Origin of the sequence: Micromonospora sp. TSRI0369 (genome assembly GCF_001905625.1) — a bacterium.
Lineage (GTDB): Bacteria > Actinomycetota > Actinomycetes > Mycobacteriales > Micromonosporaceae > Micromonospora > Micromonospora echinospora_A.
Map to the genome: position 1 here is coordinate 271609 of NZ_LIVU01000002.1, position 23639 is coordinate 295247.

Consider the following 23639-nt stretch of genomic DNA (forward strand, 5'->3'; position numbering starts at 1 on the left):
CACGGCTACGCCGCCACGTGCCGGTCGAGGCAGCCGGGGCAGCAGAACCAGTGGTCGGTGCCGTCGATCCGCACGTGCGGGGTGTCCGGTCCGACCAGGACTGTCATCCCGCACACCGGGTCGACTGCTTGCTGGGGGAGCGCCGCGGGTCGTGCGGGGGAGGAGGCGAGGCCGTCCACCCGCAGCGCCCGTACCACCTCGGCCATGATCGACAGCGCGATCTCCTGCGGTGAGCGCGCCCCGATCTCCAGCCCGGCCGGGGTCCGGACCCGGGCGCGCTCCGCGTCGGACAGCGCCAGTTCGTCGAGCACCGCCGCCCCGCGCTTTCGGCTGGCGACCAGCGCGATGTGCCCCACTCCCGCGTCCAGTGCGGCGCGGATGGCGTCCTGTTCGCCCTTGCCCAGGCCGGCCACCACGACGGCGGTCGCGCCGGCGTAGTCACCGGACGTGGCCACCTCGAAGTCGAGGAAGGCCGCCAGGGTGGCCACCGCCGCGCTGATCGGTGTGTCGCCCACCAGACCCAGCACGGGTACTGGTAGCACCGGGCGCAGGAAGATCTCCAACGCCCCGCCCGAGTGGCACGGGTTGACCACGACCCGTGCCCCCGGCGTGTCGGGGAAGGCGGGCGCGCCGTCCGGCAGGACGCGCAGCAGCAGCGCGCTGCCGTCGCGGAGGGCGTCCAGGGCGGCCGCCCGCACCGAGTTCTCGGCGCACACCCCGCCGACGAAACCCTCGATGGTGCCGTCCGGCAGGATCACCGCGTCGTCGCCGGGCCGGGCCGACGTCGGGTCCTGCGCCCGCACCACAGTGGCGTGCACGAACGGCGCGCGCGAGGCGGTCAGATCCTGCGTACGGCGGGCGATCGTCGTCATGGCCACCTCCCCTAGATCGGCGGGCGGGCGTTGCCGCGCATCGCGTCCCAGACGCGCGACGGCGTCAACGGCATGTCGGCATGCCGTACGCCGAAGGGCTCGAGGGCGTCGACGATCGCGTTGACGATCGCGGGCGGGGAGCCGACGGTGGCCGACTCGCCCACACCCTTCGCGCCGATCGGGTGGTGCGGGGACGGGGTGACGGTGAAGCCGGTCTCCCAGTCGGGCACCTCCAGCGCGGTGGGGATCAGGTAGTCCATGAGCGACGCGCCGAGGCAGTTGCCGTCCTCGTCGAACGCGATCATCTCCATGAGGGCCATGCCGACCCCGTCGGCCAGCCCGCCGTGCACCTGCCCCTCGATGATCATCGGGTTGATCCGGGTGCCGCAGTCGTCGACGGCGATGAACCGCCGCACCTTGACCTGCGCGGTGCCGGGGTCGATGTCCACCACGCAGATGTACGCCCCGTGCGGATACGTCAGGTTCGACGGGTTGTAGCAGATCTGCGCCTCCAACCCGCCCTCGACGCCCTCGGGCAGGTCGCCGGCGCCGTGCGCGCGCATCGCGATGTCCTGGATCGTCACGCTCTTGCCCGGGTCGCCCTTGACCCGGAAGGAACCCTTGTCCCACTCCAGGTCGGCGACCGAGACCTCCAGCATGCCGGAGGCGATGATCCGGGCCTTGTCGCGGACCTTGCGGGCGACCAGGGCCGCCGCGGCGCCGGAGACGGGGGTGGACCGGCTGCCGTACGTGCCGAGACCGAACGGCGTGTTGTCGGTGTCGCCGTGCACCACGTCGATGTCGTCCGGCGGGATGCCGATCTCCTCGGCGATGATCTGCGCGAACGTCGTCTCGTGCCCCTGGCCCTGGGACTGCACGCTGAGCCGCACCACGGCCTTGCCGGTCGGGTGCACGCGCAACTCGCAGCCGTCGGCCATGCCCAGGCCGAGGATGTCCATGTTCTTGCGCGGACCGGCGCCCACGGCCTCGGTGAAGAACGCGATGCCGATGCCCATCAGCTCGCCCCGGGCCCGCTTCTCCTGCTGCTCGCGCCGCAGGTCGGCGTAGCCGGCCATCTCCATCGCCAGCCGCATGGTCGGCTCGTAGTCGCCGGAGTCGTACACCCAGCCGGTCTTCGTGGTGTACGGGAACTGCTCCGGCCGGATGAAGTTCTTCAGCCGCAGCTCGGCCGGGTCCATGCCCAGCTCGTCGGCGAGGCAGTCGACGATCCGCTCGACGAGGTAGACGGCCTCGGTGATGCGGAACGAACAGGCGTACGCCACGCCGCCGGGCGCCTTGTTGGTGAAGACCGCCGTCATCTTGCAGTACGCGGCCTCGATGTCGTAGCTGCCGGTGAAGACGCCGAAGAATCCGGCCGGGTACTTCACCGGGGCGGCGGTGCCGTTGAAGGCGCCGTGGTCGGCGAGGACGTTGGTGCGGATGGCCAGGATCCGGCCGTCGCGGGTCGCCGCGATCTCACCACGCATGATGTAGTCGCGGGCGAAGCCGGTGCTGATCAGGTTCTCGGAGCGGTCCTCCATCCACTTCACCGGCTTCCCGGTGACGATCGAGGCGACGATCGCGCAGACGTACCCCGGATAGATCGGCACCTTGTTGCCGAAGCCGCCGCCGATGTCCGGCGAGATCACCTGGATCTTGTGCTCGGGGATGCCCGCCACCAGGGCGTAGAGGGTGCGGTGCGCGTGCGGCGCCTGGGTGGTGGACCAGAGGCGCAGCTTGCCGTCGACCGGGTCGAAGTCGGCGACCGCCCCGCACGTCTCCATCGGCGCCGGGTGCACCCGCGGATAGACCAGGTCCTGGCTGACCACGACGTCGGCCCGGGCGAACACCGCGGCGGTGGCCGCCTCGTCGCCGGTCTCCCAGTCGAAGCAATGGTTGTCGGTCTTGCCCTCCAGGTCGTCGCGGATCACCGGGGCGTCCGGCTCCAGCGCGCGGCGGGCGTCGACGACCGGATCGAGGACGTCGTACTCGACGTCGATCAGCTCCAGTGCGTCCCGCGCCGCGTACCCGTCCTCGGCGACGACGAACGCCACCTCCTGACCCTGGAAGCGCACCTTGTCGGTGGCGAGCACGGCCTGCACGTCGTTGGAGAGCGTCGGCATCCAGGCCAGGCCCTGCTCGGCCAGCATCGCCCCGGTCACGACAGCCTTGACGCCGGGAGAGGCTTCGGCGGCGCTGGTGTCGATGCTCAGGATCCGCGCGTGCGCCACCGGCGAGCGGAGGATGGCCAGGTGCAGCATGCCGGGCAGCCGGACGTCGTCGACGAACCGGCCCCGGCCGCGCACGAACCGCGGGTCCTCCTTCCGCAGCATGCGGCCGTATCCCACCGGCTTCTGGTCGTTGTCGTGGAAGGTGTCCACGCGCTCGTGCACGGTCGTCATGCGACGCTCCCGGCGGGCTGGCCGGCGTTGTCGATCTCGCCGGCTTCGGGTGATTCGGTGGTCTCGGTGACCGCAGCGGCCGCGTTCGCCTCGTGCACGGCGGCCCAGCGCACCGAGCGCACGATGGTGGCGTAGCCCGTACAGCGGCAGATCTGACCGGAGATCGCCTCGCGGATCTCCTCCTCGCTCGGGTCCGGGTTGCGGTTCAGCAGCGCGCGAGCAGTCATCATCATCCCGGGCGTGCAGAAGCCGCACTGCAGGCCGTGGCACTGCATGAAGCCCTGCTGGACCGGGTCGAGCTCCGCGCCCTTCGCCAGGCCCTCGACGGTACGCACCTCGTGGCCGCCGGCCATCGCGGCCAACACGGTGCACGACTTCACCGGTTCGCCGTCGAGCCAGACCACGCAGGTGCCGCAGTTGCTGGTGTCGCAGCCCGAGTGCGTGCCGGTCAGGCCCAGCACGTCACGCAGGAAGTGCACCAGCAGCAGGCGACCCTCGATCTCCCTGGTGACCTCGACGTCGTTGACGGTCATGGTGACCTGCATGCTCAGCTCCTCGCCCGTTCCACGGCCCGGCGCAGGGTCCGTCTGGTCAGCTCGTCGGCAAGGTGCCGCTTGTAGTCCGCGCTGCCCCGCTGGTCGGTGGCCGGATCACAGCTACGGGCGGCGATCGCACCGGCCTGCTCGAAGAGGCTCTCGCTGGGCTCCTGCCCACGCAGCGCCGCCGAGATCTCCGGGATGCCAGTGGTGTTCGGGCCCACCGCGGCCAACCCGACCCGGGCGTCGGAGATCACGCCGCCGTCGAGCCAGACCGCGGCGCCAGCCGACACCACCGCCCAGTCGCCGGCCCGGCGCTCGACCTTCTCGTAGGCGCTGCCGCAGCCGGGCCGCACCGGCAGCCGCACCTCGACCAGGATCTCCCCGTCGCCGACGGCCGTCTCGTACGGCCCGACGTGGAACTCCTCCATGGACACCACCCGCTCGGCGCCGCCCGGCCCGCGGATCACGCAGCTCGCGTCCAGGGCGGTGCAGACCGCGGAGAGATCCTCCGACGGGTCCGCCTGGCACAGGGAGCCGCCCAGTGTGCCCCGGTTGCGCACGATCGGATCGGCGATCACCCGTTCGGCGTCGGCGAAGATCGGGAAAGCCGCCGTCAGAGTGGCGGACTCCAGCAGCTCCCGATGCCGGGTCAGCGCCCCGATGCGCAGCTCGTCCGGGCCCGCCTCGATGTAGCCCAGCTCGTCGTGCAGATCGTTGATGTCGATGAGATAGTCAAAACTGGCCAGCCGCAGCTTCATCATCGGCAGCAGGCTGTGCCCGCCGGCGATCAGCCGCGACGTGCTGCCCAGCCGCTCCATCAGGCTGATGGCATGGTCCACACTGGTGGCTCGTTCGTACTCGAACGGCGCCGGCACCTGCATATCGCACCTCCGGAAGTCGTCAATGTGGTGCCGGTGCCCGCGGAAGTCAACGCCGACCTAAGCAAGTCCTTAGGTCGGCGTTGACGGCGCCGCTGCTGCTCACGGATCGTGCGGCAATGCGAGACATCGTCGACGGCTTGACCGCGTGGCGTGCCGCCGGCGTCCGGTTCGCCGTAGCGACGGTCGTCCGTACCTGGAAGTCGGCGCCCAGACCGCCGGGCGCGGCCATGGCGGTAGGCGCCGACGGTGAGGTCGTCGGCAGCATCTCGGGCGGGTGCGTCGAGGGCGCAGTGTACGAGCTCTGCCGGGAGGCCATACGCACCGGCCAGGCACGCACCGAGACCTACGGTGTCGGCGACGACGACGCCTTCGAGGTGGGCCTGACCTGCGGCGGCACCATCGAGGTCCTGGTCCAGCCGGACGTCGTGCTGACCGAACCCGACGCGGTGCTCGCCGCGATCCGCGCGGGTGCGCCGGTGGCGACGGCGTCCGCCGGGACGGCCCAGATGGTGGTCTGGCCCGACCGGGTGGCCGGCACCCTCGGCGACGCCGACCTGGACCGCGCGGTGGCGCAGCAGGCCGAGGGCATGCTCGCCCTCGGCACCACCGGAACCATCCAACTCGGTACGCGCGGGCAGCAGCGGCACGACGAGGTGTCCGTCTTCGTCCAGTCGTACCTGCCGCCTCCCCGGATGATCGTGTTCGGCGCGATCGACTTCGCCGTCGCGGTGGCCCGGATCGGCCGGTTCCTCGGCTATCACGTCACGGTGTGCGACGCCCGTCCGGTGTTCGCCACCCGCAAGCGCTTCCCCGATGCCGACGACCTCGTCGTCCAGTGGCCGCACAAATACCTGGAGTCGACGGCCGTCGACGAGCGGACGGTGCTCTGCGTCCTCACCCACGACCCGAAGTTCGACGTCCCGCTGCTCCAGGTCGCCCTGCGCACCCGGGCCCGCTACATCGGCGCGATGGGCAGCCGCCGTACCCACGCCGACCGGCTGCGCCGCCTGCGCGAGGCCGGAGTGGACGAGGCCGCCCTCGCCCGGCTCTCCTCGCCGATCGGACTCGACCTGGGGGCGCGGACGCCGGAGGAGACCGCCGTAGCGATCGCCGCCGAGTTCGTCGCCCTGGCCGCGGGAGGGTCCGGCCGCCGGCTGACGGAACTGGACACCCCGATCCACCACCGCTGACCGAGTCAGCGGCATGCTCGTCACCCCCGGGTCAGGCCGAGCGCCTCGTCCACCCGGTCCAGCACCGTCACGTCGTCGTGGCCGACCCCGCGCAGCAGGTCGATCGCGGTCGCCCGGATCTGGCCGACGATCATGGTGACCGGCAGCGGCGGATCGGTCCGCAGCAGGCCCGCGGCGATCCGGACCGCCTCCAGCGCCGCCGCGTCGGCCCGCTGCGCGTGCCGGTCGGCGTCGGCGCCGGTGAGGTCGTGGGCCATGGCCTCACCAGCCGACCGTACGGCGGAAGTCAGCGCGCCGATCGCGGCGGCCAGCTCCGGCGGCGTGGCGGTGTGCCGGCGGGTCAGGGTCACGCCGGCCCGGGCCAGCACGCGGATGTTGCGGGCGGCGTAGTCGAGCTGCCGCAGCGTGGCCTCCACCTCGACGAGCTTGCCCAGGTGCCGGCGGCGCAGCCCCAGCCGCAGCGTCTCGCCGGTGGCGAGCACCGCGGCCTGCATCTCGGCCACACAGTCGTCCACCTGTCGCGCCCGGTCCAGCGCGGCGCGGGCGGCGTCCTCGTCGCAGCCGCGCAGCGCCGCGTTGACCTGGTCGAGCAGGTCGGCCAGGTCGGTGTAGCTACGCCGGGCCTGGGCCACCAGTGGTGCCAGCGGGTCACGGGCGGCCATCAGCTGGCTGGCGGCAAGCGCCACGGCGCCGCCGATGAGCGCGTCGACGAAGCGGAACGGCATCAGCGTCCCGTTCGGCGCGGAGACCACGACCAGGTACATGGCCGAGACGGTGGCCTGCACGACCAGGGCACGGCGGGCCCCGATCACCACGAGCGTCGTGGTGGTCAGCAGCAGCACCAGCAGGACCGTCTCGGTGCCCGGGCCCAGCGCGTACACCAGCAGCTCCGCGACGAGCACGGCGGCTGCCACGGCGAGCAGGATCTCGACGGTCTGCCGCAGCCGTCGCCCGCGGGACTCGCCGAGCACGACGAGCGCGGCGGTCGGCGCGAAGAACGGGTCCGGGTGACGGATCACCACCGCCGCCACGATCCACGCGACCACAGCGGCGGCGGTCAGCTCGACCACTGTCATCCCGTCGCCGCGCAACCGCGCGACGGCGTCGCGTACCCAGCTCCGCACCGGACGTACCCCTCTCGCCGGACAGGCCGGGACCCGGCCGCCGATTGATCTTCCGCGAGGAGGCCCACTACCCCGGCTGTGACCTGCTCAATCGCTGACGCCGGCAGCCGGCGTGGCCGACGCCCCGTGACGACCCGCACCTGCCGGGGTCAGCGGCGGATGAGGCCGAGTTCGGTGGCGGTGGCGACGGCGGCGGTACGCGACTCGACGCCGAGCTTGGCGTAGATGCGGGCCAGGTGGGACTTGACGGTGCCCTCGGTCAGGTGCAGGCGGGCGCCGATGCTGTGGTTCGACAGACCGTCGGCGACCAGGGCGATGACCTCGGTCTCGCGCCGGGTCAGGGTGGTGCCCGGCGTACGCAGGCGGTTCATCAGCCGGTTCGCGACGGTGGGCGCCAGCGTGGTGCGTCCGGCGGCGGCGGTGCGGACGGCGGCGGCCAGGTCCTCGGGTGGGGTGTCCTTGAGGAGGTAGCCGGTGGCGCCGGCCTCGATGGCGGGCAGGGTGTCGGCGTCGGAGTCGTAGGTGGTGACGATCAGCACGCGCGGCGCCTCCGGGCCGGCGGTGATCCGGGCGGTGGCTTCGGCGCCGCCCATGCCCTTGCCGAACTGCAGGTCCATCAGCACGACGTCGATGTCGCCCGCGGCGGCGCGGGTGACGGCCTCCTCGGCGGTGGCGGCTTCGGCCACGACGACCAGGCCGGGTTCGGTTTCCAGCACGGCGCGCAGTCCGGCCCGTACGACCGGGTGGTCGTCGGCCAGGAGGAGGCGGATGGGGACGTCGTCGGTCACGGCCGGGCCTCGGGCTCGGTGCTGGTGGGCGGGGTGAGGGGAAGCTCAGCGGTCACGGCGGTGCCCCGGCCGGGCGCGGACGCGACGGCCAGGGTGCCGCCGAGGGCGGCCATGCGGGCGCGCATGGCCGCCAGGCCGAAGCCGCCGCCGTCGACGCCGGGGGCGGGCAGGTGTTCCGGGTCGAAGCCGCTCCCGTCGTCGACGACGTGAAGGGCGATGCGGTCGCCGAGATGGCTGAGGGTGATCTCGGCGGTGGCGGCCTGGGCGTGGCGGACCGTGTTCGCGACTGTGGACTGGGCGATACGCAGGAGCGCCACCTCGTGGGCGGTCGGCAGCGACACGGGGTCGCCGACGAGGTGGAAGCGGGTGGCGAGGCGGTGGCGGCCGCTGGTGGTGGTGCACAGGCGTTCCAGGGCCCCGGCCAGGGTGGTGCCTTCCAGGGTGGGCGGGGTGAGCGCGGCGACGAAGCGGCGGGCCTCGGCGAGGTTGTCCACGGCGACCTGACGGGCCGCGTCGACGTGACCGGAGGCGGCACCGGGCCGGCCGGGCAGGGCGCGCTCGGCGGCGCGCAGCAGCAGCTGGATGCTCGACAGGCCCTGGGCGAGGGTGTCGTGGATCTCGCGGGCCAGACGCGCGCGCTCGGCGAGTACGCCAGCGGTGTGCTCGGCCCGGGCCAGGTCGGCGCGGGTGGCGGTGAGTTCCTCGATCAGCTGCCTGCGCTGTTCGCTCTCCCGGTACAGGGCCTGGTATCCCCACACCACCCCGACGGCGACGGCGGCGCCGAGCGCGGGACCGATCACCGTGGCCGGGGTGAAGGAGCCGGTGTGGGCGCCGAAACCGGCGACGGCCGCCACGGCGGTGACGATCACGGCGGCCAGGCCGGCGCGGCGCGGCAGCAGGTGGAGCTGGAGGAAGTACAGCGGGAACGCCACCCAGATCGCGTCGGGGGACAGGCCCAGCAACACCAGCCACACGGCGCCGACAGCGGCCAGCCACCACGCGGCGGCCCGCCGCGAGCGCCGGATGCGGGGGAGGAGCGGTCCGACGGCGTACGCCAGACCGCACGCCACCGCCACGGCCACGATCGATCCGGCGTGGGGCCGGTCGTCGGCCACCGCCCGGCCCGCGGCCAGGACGAGCAGGCCGACGATCAGCAGGTGCAGGCACCAGGCCAGGGCTCGGGTGGTCGGGGTCAGGGCAGGGGCAGCGGTGCTCACAGTGCGTCCCACGTTACCGACGCCGGCGGCCCGGGGGCCTCTATCGAAAGTTAGAACCCGGGCGCCGCCTTTCGGCCCGCGAAGTGCCTGCCTACGCCAGACGCGGACACGGGCGCCGGGCGCGATGGTGGAGTCGTACCGCTTCCACCGCCCGAAAGGACAGGCCGCTGCCGTGTCTGTCGCCTGGAGAGATCTGAAGTTCGCCAAGGGACGCTTCGCCCTGATGGGGACCGTCATCGTGCTGATCACCCTGCTGGTCGGGCTGCTGTCCGGGTTGACGGCCGGACTGGGCCGGCAGAACATCTCCGCCATCACCGACCTGCCCGTCGACAAGATCGCCTTCCAGGCGCCCGGCGACGGCCAGGACGTGTCCTACTCCAACTCCACTGTCACCGAGAAGCAGTGGCAGCAGTGGGCCGAGGCCCCCGGGGTCACCGGCGCCGAACCGCTGGGCATCACCACGACCAGGGCCACTGCCGGAAACCGGAGCGTCGGGGTCTCCGCCTTCGGCGTCCGGCCCGGCTCCCACCTGGCCCCCGACAGCGGCCGGATCGACGACCGTTCGGCAGTGCTGTCCACCAAGGCCGCCGACGACCTCGGTGTGCAGGCCGGCGACTCCGTCACCCTGGCCGGGCAGCGACTAACGGTGGCGGCCGTACGCGGCGACGCCTCCTTCGGCCACACCCCCGTGGTGTGGATCAGCCTGGACGTGTGGCAGAAGAGCGCGCCTCCCACCGGCACCGGTGACGGCAGCCAGACGGCCACCGTCGTCGCCCTGACCACCACCTCGGACGCCGACCTGGGAGCCACCGACCGGCAGGCGGGCACCAGGACGGTCTCCGTGGCCGACTCGCTGTCCGCGATCGGCTCCTACGCCTCCGAGAACGGCTCCCTGCAGCTGATGCGCGGCTTCCTGTTCGCCATCTCCGCCCTCGTCATCGGGGCCTTCTTCACCGTCTGGACCATCCAGCGCAGCGGCGACGTCGCAGTGCTCAAGGCACTCGGCGCCCCCACCGCCAACCTCCTCAAGGACGCCCTCGGACAGGCCGTCGTCCTGCTCACCGGCGGCACCCTGCTCGGCACCGGCATCGCCGCCGCGCTCGGCGCCCTCGTCGCCGGGTCCACGGTGCCGTTCCTCCTCACCCCGGTGACCGTCCTCCTTCCCGCGGCCGTGATCGTCGTCCTCGGCGCCCTCGGCGCCGCTCTGGCCATCCGCCGCATCACCTCCGTCGACCCGCTGACCGCCCTGGGGAGCGCCCGATGAGCCTGAACCTGACCGACATCACCCTCACCTACCCCGACGGCGAGGGCCGCCTGACCGCCCTCGACCGCGTCACCCTGGACGTACCCAAGGGCAGCCTGACCGCCGTGATCGGTCCCTCCGGCTCCGGCAAGTCCAGCCTCCTCGCGGTCGCCGCGACCCTCATCACCCCCGACTCCGGCACCGTCACCATCGACGGCACCCCCACCACCGGAATGAACCGGAGCGAACTCGCCGACCTGCGCCGCCACAAGATCGGCATCGTCTTCCAGCAGCCCAACCTGCTGCCCTCCCTCACCGCCGCCGAGCAGCTCCAGGTGATGGCCCAGATCGACGGCCGCCCACCGGCCGGAGCCCGTACCCGCGCCGTGGAACTCCTCGACGCGGTCGGCCTCGCCGGTCAGGCCGACCGCCGGCCGCACCAGCTCTCCGGGGGCCAGCGCCAGCGCGTCAACATCGCCCGCGCGCTGATGAACGACCCCACAGTCCTGCTCGTCGACGAACCCACCAGCGCGCTCGACCACGAACGCGGCGCCGCCGTCATCGAGCTGATCACCCGCCTCACCCACCAGCAGACCACCGCCACCGTCCTGGTCACCCACGACCGCACGCACCTCACCGCCGTCGACCAGATCGCCGAAGTCCACGACGGTCGCCTCCACCTTCCGGCACCAGCCCGCTGAGGTACGGCCGATGCGAGGAGCTGACGGGTGTCGGCCTTCGCGTCTCACACGTAGTCACGCCAGAGGGGCGCGGTCACCCTCGGCTGCCGGAACTCCTGATCGACGTAGTTGGCGAGGTCGTGGCCGTACACGATGGTGTCGGTCAGCTGGTGGATGGACAGCACGGGATGCCCGAAGGAGCCGCGGCCGGCCGGCAGGTAGCGGTGGCCGTACACGGGAACCATCCGGGGAACGTCCGCGATGAGGCGCTCCGCCTTGGCCATGCGCCGGGCGAGGTCGCGCGGGCGATTGCCCCAGCCGGGCGGCCACTCGCCGTGCCGGATGTGGTCGAGCGCGGTGGTGAGCGGCCAGTCGACCTGCTCCCGCAGATCGGTGGAGTCGAGCCGGCGCCAGTTCGGCCAACCCCAACTCGCCCTGTCGGAGTGGTCATCGTGGCCAGGTGTCCAGACTGGCAGCCCGGCCGCGAGGAAGGTGCGGTGATCGTCGGCGAACTCGAAGCTGAACCGTCGCTCGATGCCGGCGAACTCGGCGTCCGTGAGCCCGGGTTGGATGTCCACCAGGTTCAGCTGTGCCAACCGCCGAGCGGCCTCGACACCCAGTGCGACACCGGCACCATTCATCACCCGAGGAGCGTAGCGACCCGGCCGCCGTAGCCGTATGGAGTAACGCGCCAGTGGGCGCTGCCCAGGGCCGGAGGGTCGGTGGTAGTGCCTGCTGTACCCGAACTGGGCAGCCCGCTGGATGGTCGCTGTTCCCACAGCTCAATAGCGTTTCTGGTGCGCGCAGTTCCTGCCGAGCACACGGAGAGAGGCCACCAGAATGGGACAGACCGTCGAACCGGCGGTACGCGTCGAACAACTCACCCGCGTGTACGGCACCGGCCGCAACCAGGTGACCGCGCTCGCGGGCGTCGATGTCGGCTTCGGCCGGGGCACCTTCACCGCGGTTATGGGGCCCTCGGGCTCCGGCAAGAGCACGCTGTTGCAGATCGCGGCCGGCCTCGACCGCCCCACGAACGGCCGGGTGGTCGTCGGCGGCACCGACCTGTCCGGGCTGTCCGAGACGCGCCTGACCGAGCTGCGTCGTACCCGGATCGGATTCGTCTTCCAGGCGTTCAACCTGATCGGCGCGCTCACCGTCGAGGAGAACATCGTGCTGCCCCTGCGTCTGGCCGGCGTCCGTCCGGACCGGGCCTGGCTGACCCACGTGGTCGAGCGGGTCGGCCTCGCCGACCGGCTGCACCACCGGCCGGCGGCGCTGTCCGGCGGTCAGCAGCAGCGGGTGGCGATCGCCCGGGCGCTGGCCACCCGCCCCGAGGTGATCTTCTCGGACGAGCCCACCGGCGCCCTCGACTCGCGGACCGCGGCGGAGGTGCTGACGCTGTTGCGCGCGGTCGTGGACGAGCACGGGCAGACGGTGGTGATGGTGACCCACGATCCGATCGCCGCGTCGTACGCGGATCGGGTGCTCGTGCTCGCCGACGGTGCGATAGTCGCGGACCTCCCGCAGCTCGGCGCAGTCCGGATCGCCGAGCACCTGGCGTCGCTGGACGGGCGGGTCCTCCGATGACCGGCCTCGCCGCCCGCCTGCTGCGGCACCGCACCGGCCCCGCCGCCGCGACCCTGCTGGCCCTGATCCTCGGCGTGCTGATCCTGGTGGCGATGGGCACGCTCGTCGAATCAGGGCTGCGTTTCCGCCCGGAGCCGCGGCTCTGGGCGAGCGCCGACGTGGTCGTCGCCAACCGCACGATCAGCCACACGTTCCGGGAGTTCGACGGTGACACCACCACGAGCACCGTGACGCTGCCCGAGGGCGGCACCGTGGACGCCGACCTGGTGGACCGGATCCGCCGGGTGCCGGGCGTCGTGGCCGTCACCGGCGACGACGCGGTGCTGATCGGCTCACCCGCCGCCGTGGGACACGGCTGGGACACGTACGTCTTCACCGGTCGTCCCCTCGCCGCCGGCGCCGCGCCGCGGACCGACGGCGAGGTGGTGGTCGACACCCGGCTCGGGACGTCGCCCGGCGACCGCATCGAGCTGGTCGTCGGCGGGGTCAACCGGTCGTACCGGGTGAGCGGAACCGCCGAGACCGGTTCGGCGGCGGTGTTCTTCACCGACGCGCAGGCCGCGCGCCTGTCCGCCCACCCGGGCCGGGTGGACGCGATCGGCGTACGGATGGCGCCCGGCGCCGACCTCGGCACGGTGCGCGAGATCGCGACGGCGGCCGGCGCCACGACGTACGCCGGGAAGGACCGCGGGAAGGCCGAGCAGTCGGAGAACCAGGCCGCCCGGAGCCTGCTGGTCGAGGCCGGGGCGGCCTTCGGCGGGTACGTCGTCCTGCTGATCGTGTTCGTGGTCGCCGGCACCATCGGGCTGTCCGTCCGGCACCGCCGGCGTGACCTGGCGTTGCTGCGGGCGGTGGCCGCCACGCCGGGGCAGGTGCGCCGCATGCTGGTCGCCGAGGCCGCGCTGCTCGCCCTGGCCGGCTCCGCGATCGGCGGCCCGGCCGGCCTGCTGGCGGCCCGCTGGGTGCACGGCGAGCTGGTCGGGCGCGGGTTCGTGCCGGCCGGCTTCCCGATGACGGGCGGTCTGTTCGCGGTGCCGGCCGCCATCGGTACGGCGGTCCTCGTGGCGGTGGTCGCCGCGCTGATCGCCGCCCGCCGGGTCACCGCCATCAAGCCGATCGAGGCGCTCGGCGAGATCGCTGTCGAACCTCGGCGCAGCGGCCCGGTACGGCTCATCGCCGGCGTGCTGACGCTGATGGCGGCCGGCAGCTCCGGGGCGTTCACGCTCGGCGCCGCCGGGTCGGCCGGGGCGCTGGCCGGCGCGGTCGGCATGCTCTACCTGTTCGTCATCGCGGTGGCGCTGCTCGCACCGAACATCAACGCGTACGCGGCACGCCTGCTCACCCCGGTGCTGCCGCGGATCTGGCGGGCCGGCGGCTACCTGGCCGCGGCCAACCTGCGGGCCAACGCGCAGGGCATGGCGACCGTCCTGACCGCCCTCGTGCTGTCCGTGGGGTTCGGCGGTTCGGTCTGGTTCCTGCAGGACAACCTGGAACGGCAGACCGCCACACAGAGCAGCGCGGGAACGCTCGCCGAGCGGGTGCTCGTCGCTCCGGGCGGACTGCCCGCCGACACGGCGCGGGAGATCCGCGAGGTCGCCGGGGTGCAGGCGGCCACCGGGGTACGCCGCACCCAGGTCGTGGTGCGGGCGCTCGGCGGCATCGAGCCGGTCGGCGCGCAGTCGGTCGACCCGGCGGACGTCACGTCGACGATGGACCTCGCCGTGCGCAAGGGCACCCTGGCCGACCTGCGCGCCGGTACGGTCGCCCTGTCCACGATGCAGGCGTCCTCGTCCGGCTGGGACGTCGGCGACAAGGCGGAACTCTGGCTGGGCGACGGCACCCTGGTCACGTTGAAGGTCATCGCCATCTACGACCGTGGCCTCGGTTTCGGCGACGTCACAGTGGCTGCCGAGACGGTCGCCGGGCACACGGCGGCGAACACCGTCGACGAGGTGCTGGTCCGCGGCGGCCCGGACGCCGACACCGCGTTGGCCACGTGGGCGGCGGCTCGGCCCGGCACGGAGATTCTCGACGCCGCGACCCGTACGCGCCTGCTCAGCACCGATCTGGCGCTCGGCGCCTGGCTGAACCGGCTGCTGATCGGCGTGATGGTCGGGTACGCGGCGCTGGCGGCAGCCACCACGATGGTGATGGCGGCGCTGGCCCGCCGCCGCGAGCTGGCATTGCTGCAACTCGTCGGGGTCACCCGCCGTCAGATTCGCGGGATGGTCCGGGCCGAACAGGCCGGGCTGCTCGGCACCGCGGTGCTGATCGGCGCGACGATCGCGGTGCTGACGCTGAGCGCGATCGTCAACGGACTGACCGGCAGCCCGATCCCGTACATCCCGCCGCTCGGGTGGGCGGCGGTGCTCGGCGGTACGACACTGCTGGCGTTGGTGAGCACGGTGTGGCCCGTCCGGCGGCTGCTCAGCGCTTCTCCGATCGACAACATCGGCCTGAAGGAGTAGGAGTGGTGTCACCGCCTGTCGGGCTTCTCGGCCAGGATGGCGGCGCTGACCTCGTGCACGAACGCCCGGACGTCGTCGAACCTGCCGGGGTCGGTGTCGAGGCCGGAGTCGTACCACCAGTCGCGCGCCCAGACGATCAGGTCCGCCCACTGCGGGAGGGCGGCGGCGGTCGGCTCGGCGGCCTGCTGTTTGGACAGTTGCCGGCCGTTGCGCAGGCGCTGGTAGGCCCGGCAGAGGGTGAGCACCGCGTAGGACTGGGCTCCGGGTGGTGTCATCTCGAGCACCCAGGCCGGCCAGTCGCGGACGTGGTCGAGCAGAGCCGCGCGGACGAGGCCGGGTTCGACGGCGGGCAGCAGCTCGCCGGCCGGCGGTCCGAGCAGCGTACGACCGTAGTCGTGCACGGCGGCCCAGGTCACGACGCGGTGGGTGGTGGCGGGCAGCAGGTGCAACGACTCCCCGGGACTGATCCGGGCGATCACGTGGTCCCGGCCGGGAACGAGGCGTACCGCGTCCAGTGACACGTATTCCACCTCGATCCGGCCCGCCCACAGCGGGTGCCGCCGGTCGAGGTCCACGTGCAGCTCGGCGAGGACGTCGAGGAGCTTCTCGTCCGGGTCACTCATGAGCACCGCGAGCAGATCGAGGTCGCTGCGGTTGCTGTCGAAGTCGCCTGCCACGAACGAGCCGTGCAGGTACAGGCCGAGAAGGCTGTCCGCCAGCGTGCGGTGCCACGCCTCGCGGAGGTCGGAGACAACCGTGTCGGGTGGGAGCATCAGGTGATCCTGCGCGGTGGGTCGCCGCGGGGCCACCGATTATGCCGACCCTCGCCGCCGGTGCGGGCGACGGCGGGCGCTCAGTTCCGGAAGCTGCTGGTGTTCGCGCCCCACGGCGACGAACCGAGGCGGCTGTCCGCCGATGGAGTGGCAACATTCGGTGAGAGCCGACAGGACTACACTGGCCCGGAAAGGCGTCGATAGGGACGAGTACCACTGCACGCAGCCAGCAGAGACCCGGGGATGGTGGAAGCCCGGGGGTGTGCGCAGCGGGAAGATCACCCTGGAGCCGTCGGAAGAAAGGCGTCACGCCGAGTAGACCCGACCACAACTTAACGAGAGGGCCGCGCGCTGTGGCCAAGGAGGGTGGTACCGCGGGGCCCGGGCCTCGTCCCTCCACCGAAGTTCGGTAACCGCTTCGTTGGAGGATCCATGTACCGCGCTGTGCCCGCGCAGGCGAGCTTTCCCGATATCGATCACGGCATCCTCAAATTCTGGAGTGATCGTAAGGTCTTCGCCCTCAGCCTGGAAAGATCGCAGGGGCGGCCGGAATGGGTCTTCTACGAGGGGCCCCCAACGGCGAACGGCATGCCAGGGGCGCACCACATCGAAGCCAGAGTGTTCAAGGATGTCTTTCCCCGGTACAAGACGATGAAGGGCTTCCATGTCGCGCGGAAGGCCGGCTGGGACTGCCACGGACTTCCGGTGGAACTGGCTGTCGAGCGCGAACTCGGCTTTTCCGGTAAGCGCGACATCGAGGCCTTCGGTATAGCGGAGTTCAACGCCCGGTGCCGCGAGTCGGTGACCCGGCATACCGACGAGTTCGCCCGGCTGACCGAACGCATGGGCTACTGGGTCGATATGGACGACGCCTACCGGACGATGGACCCGGAATACATCGAGTCGGTGTGGTGGTCGCTGAAGCAGATCTTCGAAAAAGGGCTGCTCGTCGAGGACTTCCGCGTGGCGCCCTGGTGTCCCCGTTGCGGGACGGGGTTGTCCGATCACGAGCTCGCCCAGGGGTATGAGGTGGTCACCGACCCGTCGGTGTTCGTGCGGTTCCCACTCACCTCGGGCCCTCTGGCGGGCCAGGCTTCCCTGCTCGTGTGGACCACGACCCCATGGACGCTGGTCTCCAACGTCGCGGTCGCGGTCAATCCCGACGTGACCTACGTCGTGGCGACCGACGGCCAGGAGCAGCTCGTTGTCGCGGAGGCGCTGGCGGGCAGCGCACTCGGTGAGGGATGGACCGTCGTCGGCGACTCCTTCAGTGGCAAGGACATGGAACGCTGGACCTACCGGCGGCCATTCGACCTGGTCCAGGTCGAGGACGCGAACTTCGTCATCCTCGGGACGTACGTGACGACCGAGGACGGCACCGGCCTGGTGCACCAGGCGCCGGCATTCGGCGCTGACGACCTCGCCGCGTGCCGTGCGTATGGTCTTCCGATGGTCAACCCCGTCCGTCCGGACGGCACGTTCCAGTCCGACCTCGCGCTCGTCGGCGGCACGTTCTTCAAGAGTGCCGACGCGGTCCTGGTGGCGGATCTCGCCGAGCGGGGACTGCTTTTCCGCGAGGAGGCGTACGAGCACAGCTACCCGCACTGCTGGCGTTGTCACACGGCGCTGTTGTACTACGCGCAGCCGTCCTGGTACATCCGCACCACGGCCATCCGGGAAGCGCTGCTGCGCGAGAACGAGGCGACGACCTGGCAGCCGCAGAACATCAAGTACGGCCGCTACGGGGACTGGCTGAACAACAACGTCGACTGGGCGTTGTCCCGCAGTCGGTACTGGGGCACGCCGTTGCCTATCTGGCGCTGCGCGGACAACCACCTGACCTGCGTCGGCTCGCTGGCCGAGCTGAGCGAGCTGGCCGGGACTGACCTGTCCGAGCTGGATCCGCACCGTCCCTATATCGATGACGTCACCTTCGACTGCCGATGCGGCGCCACCGCGCGCCGGGTGCCCGAAGTCATCGACGCGTGGTACGACTCGGGCTCGATGCCTTTCGCGCAATTCGGGTATCCGCACAAGAACGTCGAACTCTTCGAGAAGCGGTACCCGGCGAACTTCATCTCGGAGGCGATCGACCAGACCAGGGGATGGTTCTACACCCTCATGGCGGTGGGCACCCTCATCTTCGACAAGTCGGCCTATGAAACGGTCGTCTGCCTGGGCCACATCCTCGCCGAGGACGGCCGCAAGATGTCGAAACACCTGGGGAACATCCTCGAACCCATCCCGCTGATGGACGAGCACGGTGCCGACGCGGTGCGCTGGTTCATGGCCGCTGTCGGTTCCCCGTGGTCGGCCCGGCGCGTCGGGCACAACACGCTTCAGGAGGTCGTCCGCAAGACTCTTCTGACCTACTGGAACACCGTGTCCTTCGGGGCGCTGTACGGCCGTGCCGCCGCCTGGGCGCCGTCGGCGGCAGATCCCGCGCCCCGTAGCCGCCCGCTGCTGGACCGATGGCTGCTGTCGGAGCTCAACAGCCTGGTACGCGACGTGGACGCCGCGATGGAGCGCTTCGACACCCACGAGGCCGGCCGGCTGCTGTCCACGTTCATCGACGATCTTTCCAACTGGTACGTTCGCCGCAGCCGCCGGCGTTTCTGGCACGGCGACCCGGCCGCCCTGGCCACGCTCCACGAGACGTTGTCCACCCTGACGCTCCTCCTCGCGCCGATCACACCGTTTGTGACCGAGCGGGTCTGGCAGGACCTGGTGGTTCCGGTCACGCCCGGTGCTGCGGAGTCCGTGCACCTCGCCGCATACCCCACCGGCGACCTGTCCCTGATCGACCCGGAACTGTCGGCGCAGATGCTTCTCGTGCGTCGGCTCGTCGAACTCGGCCGCTCCGCCCGCGCCGACTCCGGCATCAGGACGCGCCAGCCGCTGTCTCGCGCGGTCGTGTCCGCGGCAGGTTTCGCCGACCTGCCGGCGGAGCTCCTCGCCGAGATCGCGTCGGAGCTCAATGTCGTCTCGGTGGCACCCATCACGGCCACCAGCGGCTCACTCGTGGACACGACGGTGAAGGCGAACTTCCGCCCCCTGGGCAAGAGGTTCGGCAAGGCGGTCCAAGGCGTCGCCGCGGCGATTCTGGCGGCCGAGCCGACCGCCCTCGCCAAAGTCCTCCGTACGAGAGGTGAGGCGACCGTCGACGTGGACGGTGAGGCGGTGGTCGTCACGGTGGACGAGGTCGTCATCACCGAGACTCCACGCGCCGGATGGGCGGTCGCCAACGACGCCGGTGCGACGGTGGCGCTGGATCTGGACATCACGCCGGAACTCCGCCTCGCCGGGATCGCGCGGGACGTGATCCGCCAGATCCAGGAGGCCCGCAAGGCCACCGGCCTGGAGGTCGCCGATCGCATCGAACTCCGCTACGAGGCGACCGCTGACACCCTGACGGCGTTGACGGAGCATCAGAAGCTGGTGGCTGACGAGGTGCTCGCGACGGACTTCACCCTCGGGCGGCCGACGTGGGCAGACGCGACGTCCTTCACCGACGAGGCGCTCGGCCTGACGTTCTGGCTGCGTAAGGCATGAGGAGAGCCGGGGCCACGAGCACGCCGCCCGTTCGGCCGTGTGTCGTGGCCCCGGCCCTTCGTATCGGCGGGCGGCAGGCGAAGCGGCGGGTCAGCGAAAGCCGTCACACGCTGATCGGAAAGGGCGGTGGAGTCATCGGCGCGCCGTCGTCGCGGGCGACGGCCGGGCTACGCGGTGCCATGGTCGCGGAGGTGGTCCAGCTCGGCGAGGTACATCGCCTGCATGCGGTCGTAGTGCCGGACCAGCAGTCCGACCTCCTCGGCGCTGTAGCCCTCGACGAGCCGCTCCGCCCGCTCGGCGAAACGCTCGTACGGTCGCTCCAGGTCGGCGACCCGCTCCGGCCGCAGGGTCACGATGACCCGCCGCCGGTCTGCCGGATCGCGCTCGGCCGTCACGTAGCCTGCCTGCTGGAGCCGCCGGAGCATGCTGGTGACCGCCCCGGTGGTGAGGTTGGTGCGCTCGGCGATCTGCCCCGCGGACGCGGAGCCGCTGTCCGCCAGGTAGTCCAGGCATTCCAGGTCGCTCACGGTGAGGCCCAGCCGCTCCGCGATGGCGTACCGGAACACCATGGACAGCCGCGACATCTCCCGCCCGGCGCGCATGAGGTCGGCGATCGCGGACGTATGGGCCGTCTCGTCGGGCATGCCGGCAATCATGCCTCCGGTACGGTGACCCGGTGCAGCCGAGGTAACACGCGGGTCAGCACCCAGTGTGGTGCGGCCGCGCCCCCGGTGAGGCGGCGCATCAGCCCGGCGGCGGTGTCGACGGCGCGGAAGGCGTAGTCCGTCATCTCGTCCTGGTAGGCGGCGATCGCCTCTTCCGCCGAGGTGGCGCCGGCCCGCGCCTCGACCAGCCGGCGGCCGAGCACTGCGGCGTCGCGGAGCGCGGTGTTGCCGCCGTGGGCGCCGAACGGCGGCATGACGTGTACGGCGTCGCCCATCATCGTGGCCCGCGGCACGGCCCACCGCTGCGGGCGTCGGCCGGTGGCGAAGAGGTTGAGCACCGTGGCGTCCAGCTCGGCGGTGTCGACAAGCCGCCGGATGAGCGGGTGGTAGTCCGTACTCAATCGGTCGGCCAGTTTCCACAGCGCCAGCAGGTTCCCGCGGACGTCGGTCGGCAGTTCCTCCTGCCGGAGCAGCAGGCCCCACATGACGTAGTCGTCGCCGGTGGGCGCGTAGTTGCCCGGGGCCAGGCGTGCGAACGCCTCCTGTGGGCTCTCGCCGAACCGCATGGAGGTGAAGAAGAAGGCGCTGCCCGGCCGGTCGGCGATGGCCAGGACCCCGCTGGTGCGCAGTGCGTCGGGGATGACGCTCTCGCCGTTGCGCAGCAGCGGCGACCGGCCGTAGATGCCCGCCATCGAGGTGTTCGCCGGGTCCGCGTCCGGCATGAGCTGCGGGCGCAGGGCCGAGCCGACGCCGTCCGCGCCCACCACGACGGTTGCCGCGGCGGCCCCACCGTCGGAGAACCGCAGCCGCAGCCCTGCCGGGCCGCCGCTCTCCACCGCGACGGCGTCCTTGCCGTAGTGGATGCGCCCGTTCAGCCCGGACTGCAGGATGGACCGCAGGGTCAGCCGGTCGACCTGGCGGGTCGCCCCCGGCTCGTCCTTGAACGTGATGGTGAAGGCGTCCCGCAGCCGGCTGTTGGTGAAGCGCAGGTGCCCGCCGGGCTCGTCGCCGGTGGCCAGCGCCAGGTGGTACAGCGAGCGGGGCAGGCTCTCGCGAAGCGCCTCCAGCCCGTACCGGTCGAGAATGATCCGGTAGCCCTGCCGCCGGATGAAGGGGCCCGGGTCCCGCTCGTAGACGTGCACGTCGATGCCGGCGCGCATCAGGTACTGGGCGAGGCAGAGGCCGGAGAGGCCGGCGCCGGCGATCGCCACCGAGAAGTCCGTCGATGCACTCATGCAGTTATCTTAATCATTAAGATGATTCGGGCAAGGATCACTGTGAACAGTCACCTTGGACGGATACTCAAGTAGCTTGTATATTCGGCTCATGGGATCAGCTTCGCGTCCCGCGCTACGGGAACCGTCCTACTTCGTCCTTGCCGCCCTGCTCGGCGGACCGCTCCACGGTTATGCCGTGATCAAGCGGGTCAATGAGCTGTCCGACGGGCGGGTGACCCTCGCCGCCGGATCGCTGTACTCCGTGATCGACCGGCTGCTCGGCGAAGGGCTCGTCACCGCCGACGGTGAGGAGATCGTCAACGGGCGTGCCCGTCGCTACTACCGGCTCACCGACGAGGGCTGTCGCGTACTCACCGAAGAGGCCGACCGGCTCGCCCAGGCCGCCCGGGTGGTCATGGACCGCCTGCCACGCCGGGTCGCATCGCAGGCAAGCGCCCGTCAACCTTCTACCGCGAGGATCAGACCAGCATGAGTTCCGATGTTCTGGAGAAGCGCTACCGGATGCTGCTGCGGGCCTACCCCGCCGACTACCGCCGCGAACGCGCCGACGAGCTGATCGACACGCTGATCGGCGACGAACCGACCACCCGCCGCTGGCCCAGCTTCCGGCAGGCGGCATCGCTGATCCGGGGCGCCCTACGGGTGCACGGTGGCAGCACCGCGCCCCGGCCCACCGCCGTGCTGTTCTGGCAGGGCATCCACCTGGGCGCCATGGCGGTGCTGGCGCTGGGTGCGCTCATCGGCTTGGACGACATCGTCGAGGCGTTTCAGTTCGGCGGATTCTCGGACCCCCTGACAGTCCTGCGGAATCAGGGCGTCCACGAGGTCATGGTGATCGCCGCGCTGGTGGCGCTCGTCGCGGGCCGCGCCCGTACCGCCGCCGTTCTGGCGGTGGCTGCGGCGGTGGTGCCGACCGTGATCTCCCAGTACCTGTTCCTCAACGGCCTGCCGCAGTGGTGGGCGCCGGTCGTCGCCACGCCCCTGATCATTCTGGGCCTGCGGCGTCCGGCGGACGTGCCGCCGACGCCCCGGGCCAACGCCGTTCTGGTGACCGCCGGAATCCTCGCCCTGCACCTGATCCCTGCGGGAGGCTTCCGCATGGTCGACACGAGCGCGCGGATCGTTGCCGCCGTCATGGTGATCGCCGGCGCGGCCGTCTTCCTGTGGGTGGCGACGGCCGACCAGCGGCTGCTGATCGCAGTCGTCCCCACCCTCCTGCTGGGCACGCTTTACCAACTGGACAACGGCGGGTTGACGGGCGAACTGCTGCGCCGGCCCGACGCCCTGCCGTCCCTGGTCGTCGCGGTCCTCATGGCAGTCGGCGCGGTCGTCTGGACCCGGCAGCGGCAGCGCACCCGCGCCTGACCACTGGCGGGCGGTCCGCAGGACCGGCGGCCAGTAGGGATCTGCAGCCGACTGTGTGGCACACGGCCACCGCACGTTCATCAGTGGTCCTCAGACCATCGATGAACGTGCGGTGGCCGTCCTCATGGCTCGCCACACCCAACGCCGAGTCGAGCGACGCCGGAGTGCTACGGCTTGCCTGTCAGTACAAGGTGCCCATCCCGGTAAGATCACCGCTTCGCTTGACTCGCTTATTCACTCCCGTGCCGAGCGTCGGAAACATCACCGGATAAGAGCTGGCCTCGTAGTGCGCCAAGCCAAAGCCGTGTCCAGCCTCATGCGTGGCAACGGAGATGAGGTCGACACGTCCCGCGGGGACAGTTCCAGAGAGGCCGGTGAACCAGTTCGTAACCCGGTTGTTGAATGCTATGTCGACCTCGACTCTGAGGCCGGCGCTGTCGACCCACGAGTAGGTGGCTCCCAAGATGTGGGGGTCAAATCCGGCCCACCCGACCACATTTCCGTTGTCCCTCGTTCCCCACGTGTAGCGGGTGGTTGACCCTCGATAGTCGGCGAAGGCGAACGTGTAGTACGTGCCGCATACGGAAGAGGTGTCGGTTATGAATTGGAAGCCGTACTTGATGGCTTGAAGCGCGTCCGAGGCCGGCTGGGACCGGCTGTTGTAGGTCCACGGAAACACAGATTGTTGCCATACGCCGCCAGAGAAGTTGTATTGGTTGGAGCTCCCACAGTATGCGGGCACGGCTGCGAGCTCAGAGGACTGAGTCTTCGCTGCCCCAGCTGGCTCTGGGTGCTTGGCGGCTGGTTCTGCGCGCTTGGCGAGGATGCGCTTGAGAGCGCCCGCTGTGGCAGTGGATCCCAGCGCGGGCGTCTCGTCGATTTGCAACGCCAGCTGACCGTCGGTCGCCCGATAGACGGACGCAGCGCTCGGGCCCGTCGAGCCGGGCGTCCGGAGAACCTGCACCATGGCGATCATGCCTGGCTCCGGAACTGCAACCTCGAGACCCTCGGCGACTCGGACGACTGTGTCCGAAGCCAATTGGCAAGAAATG

20 protein-coding genes are annotated in these 23639 nt (G+C 71.2%); 8 read left to right on the forward strand and 12 right to left on the reverse strand.

What is annotated here, in order from left to right; translation table 11 throughout:
• Nucleotides 1-5: 5 nt before the first annotated feature.
• The 4 genes from AMK25_RS06565 to AMK25_RS06580 are packed head-to-tail and all read right to left on the reverse strand — an operon-like array spanning nt 6 to nt 4694.
• Nucleotides 6-872, reverse strand: coding sequence for an XdhC family protein (locus tag AMK25_RS06565; protein ID WP_073827237.1), 867 nt, complete (start codon nt 870-872; stop codon nt 6-8).
• A gap of 11 nt (nt 873-883) precedes the next feature.
• Nucleotides 884-3274 carry an aerobic carbon-monoxide dehydrogenase large subunit gene (locus AMK25_RS06570; RefSeq protein ID WP_073827238.1) on the reverse strand — a complete coding sequence of 797 codons (2391 nt, stop codon included), beginning with the start codon at nt 3272-3274 and terminating at the stop codon, nt 884-886.
• Entirely contained in the window at nt 3271-3819 is a 549-nt protein-coding gene (locus tag AMK25_RS06575) for a (2Fe-2S)-binding protein (RefSeq protein ID WP_073827239.1), read from the reverse strand. Before AMK25_RS06575 ends, AMK25_RS06570 begins: the two co-directional genes overlap by 4 nt.
• A gap of 2 nt (nt 3820-3821) precedes the next feature.
• Complete coding sequence (locus AMK25_RS06580; RefSeq protein ID WP_073827240.1) at nt 3822-4694, reverse strand: FAD binding domain-containing protein; 873 nt, start codon at nt 4692-4694, stop codon at nt 3822-3824.
• A 116-nt stretch (nt 4695-4810) separates the two neighbouring features.
• Between AMK25_RS06580 and AMK25_RS06585 the strand changes: the two genes are divergently transcribed.
• Nucleotides 4811-5884 (forward strand): XdhC family protein, encoded by a 1074-nt coding sequence (locus tag AMK25_RS06585; RefSeq protein WP_073827241.1) that lies wholly within the window; start codon nt 4811-4813, stop codon nt 5882-5884.
• A gap of 20 nt (nt 5885-5904) precedes the next feature.
• Here AMK25_RS06585 and AMK25_RS06590 read toward each other — a convergent pair whose 3' ends face one another.
• The 3 genes from AMK25_RS06590 to AMK25_RS06600 all read right to left on the reverse strand — a co-directional run bounded on the left by AMK25_RS06590 (nt 5905) and on the right by AMK25_RS06600 (nt 9013).
• Complete coding sequence (locus tag AMK25_RS06590) at nt 5905-7008, reverse strand: FUSC family protein (protein ID WP_073827242.1); 1104 nt, start codon at nt 7006-7008, stop codon at nt 5905-5907.
• 149 nt (nt 7009-7157) lie between these two features.
• On the reverse strand, nt 7158-7796 hold the full coding sequence (locus AMK25_RS06595) for a response regulator (RefSeq protein ID WP_073827243.1): 639 nt from the start codon (nt 7794-7796) through the stop codon (nt 7158-7160).
• Nucleotides 7793-9013: a sensor histidine kinase gene (locus AMK25_RS06600; protein WP_073827244.1), complete on the reverse strand. Its 1221-nt coding sequence runs from the start codon at nt 9011-9013 to the stop codon at nt 7793-7795. The genes AMK25_RS06595 and AMK25_RS06600 overlap by 4 nt, the downstream gene beginning before the upstream one ends.
• Nucleotides 9014-9185: 172 nt before the next feature.
• On the opposite strand from AMK25_RS06600, the gene AMK25_RS06605 reads away from it, so the two are divergent.
• Together AMK25_RS06605 and AMK25_RS06610 are read left to right on the forward strand one after the other, a co-directional pair.
• Nucleotides 9186-10277 carry an ABC transporter permease gene (locus AMK25_RS06605; protein WP_073827245.1) on the forward strand — a complete coding sequence of 364 codons (1092 nt, stop codon included), beginning with the start codon at nt 9186-9188 and terminating at the stop codon, nt 10275-10277.
• Nucleotides 10274-10957 (forward strand): ABC transporter ATP-binding protein, encoded by a 684-nt coding sequence (locus tag AMK25_RS06610; protein ID WP_073827246.1) that lies wholly within the window; start codon nt 10274-10276, stop codon nt 10955-10957. Before AMK25_RS06605 ends, AMK25_RS06610 begins: the two co-directional genes overlap by 4 nt.
• 44 nt (nt 10958-11001) lie before the next feature.
• Here the strand turns inward: AMK25_RS06610 and AMK25_RS06615 are convergent, their stop codons facing one another.
• A complete protein-coding gene (locus AMK25_RS06615; RefSeq protein ID WP_241826265.1) occupies nt 11002-11532 on the reverse strand; it encodes a hypothetical protein in 531 nt (176 codons plus the stop codon).
• A 244-nt stretch (nt 11533-11776) separates the two neighbouring features.
• Between AMK25_RS06615 and AMK25_RS06620 the strand changes: the two genes are divergently transcribed.
• Both AMK25_RS06620 and AMK25_RS06625 read left to right on the forward strand, forming a co-directional pair.
• The gene (locus AMK25_RS06620; RefSeq protein ID WP_073827248.1) at nt 11777-12526 is read left to right on the forward strand and encodes an ABC transporter ATP-binding protein; all 750 of its coding nucleotides are present in this window, start codon (nt 11777-11779) and stop codon (nt 12524-12526) included.
• Entirely contained in the window at nt 12523-14994 is a 2472-nt protein-coding gene (locus AMK25_RS06625; protein ID WP_073827249.1) for an ABC transporter permease, read from the forward strand. The genes AMK25_RS06620 and AMK25_RS06625 overlap by 4 nt, the downstream gene beginning before the upstream one ends.
• Before the next feature lie 8 nt (nt 14995-15002).
• Here the strand turns inward: AMK25_RS06625 and AMK25_RS06630 are convergent, their stop codons facing one another.
• Nucleotides 15003-15767, reverse strand: coding sequence for an aminoglycoside adenylyltransferase domain-containing protein (locus tag AMK25_RS06630; RefSeq protein ID WP_073827250.1), 765 nt, complete (start codon nt 15765-15767; stop codon nt 15003-15005).
• Nucleotides 15768-16199: 432 nt separating this feature from the next.
• Here AMK25_RS06630 and ileS point away from each other — a divergent pair, with 432 nt between their 5' ends.
• A complete protein-coding gene (gene ileS, locus AMK25_RS06635; protein ID WP_073827251.1) occupies nt 16200-19319 on the forward strand; it encodes an isoleucine--tRNA ligase in 3120 nt (1039 codons plus the stop codon).
• A 167-nt stretch (nt 19320-19486) separates the two neighbouring features.
• Here the strand turns inward: ileS and AMK25_RS06640 are convergent, their stop codons facing one another.
• Entirely contained in the window at nt 19487-19963 is a 477-nt protein-coding gene (locus AMK25_RS06640; protein ID WP_241826266.1) for a MarR family transcriptional regulator, read from the reverse strand.
• 8 nt (nt 19964-19971) lie between these two features.
• Nucleotides 19972-21219 carry an FAD-dependent oxidoreductase gene (locus AMK25_RS06645; protein WP_073827253.1) on the reverse strand — a complete coding sequence of 416 codons (1248 nt, stop codon included), beginning with the start codon at nt 21217-21219 and terminating at the stop codon, nt 19972-19974.
• A gap of 91 nt (nt 21220-21310) precedes the next feature.
• On the opposite strand from AMK25_RS06645, the gene AMK25_RS06650 reads away from it, so the two are divergent.
• Both AMK25_RS06650 and AMK25_RS06655 read left to right on the forward strand, forming a co-directional pair.
• Complete coding sequence (locus AMK25_RS06650) at nt 21311-21694, forward strand: PadR family transcriptional regulator (protein WP_030503351.1); 384 nt, start codon at nt 21311-21313, stop codon at nt 21692-21694.
• The gene (locus AMK25_RS06655; protein ID WP_073827254.1) at nt 21691-22587 is read left to right on the forward strand and encodes a hypothetical protein; all 897 of its coding nucleotides are present in this window, start codon (nt 21691-21693) and stop codon (nt 22585-22587) included. The genes AMK25_RS06650 and AMK25_RS06655 overlap by 4 nt, the downstream gene beginning before the upstream one ends.
• A 181-nt stretch (nt 22588-22768) precedes the next feature.
• Here the strand turns inward: AMK25_RS06655 and AMK25_RS06660 are convergent, their stop codons facing one another.
• Nucleotides 22769-23563, reverse strand: a complete 795-nt coding sequence (locus AMK25_RS06660; protein WP_073827255.1) for a matrixin family metalloprotease — start codon at nt 23561-23563, stop codon at nt 22769-22771.
• Between the last annotated feature and the right edge of the window lie 76 nt (nt 23564-23639).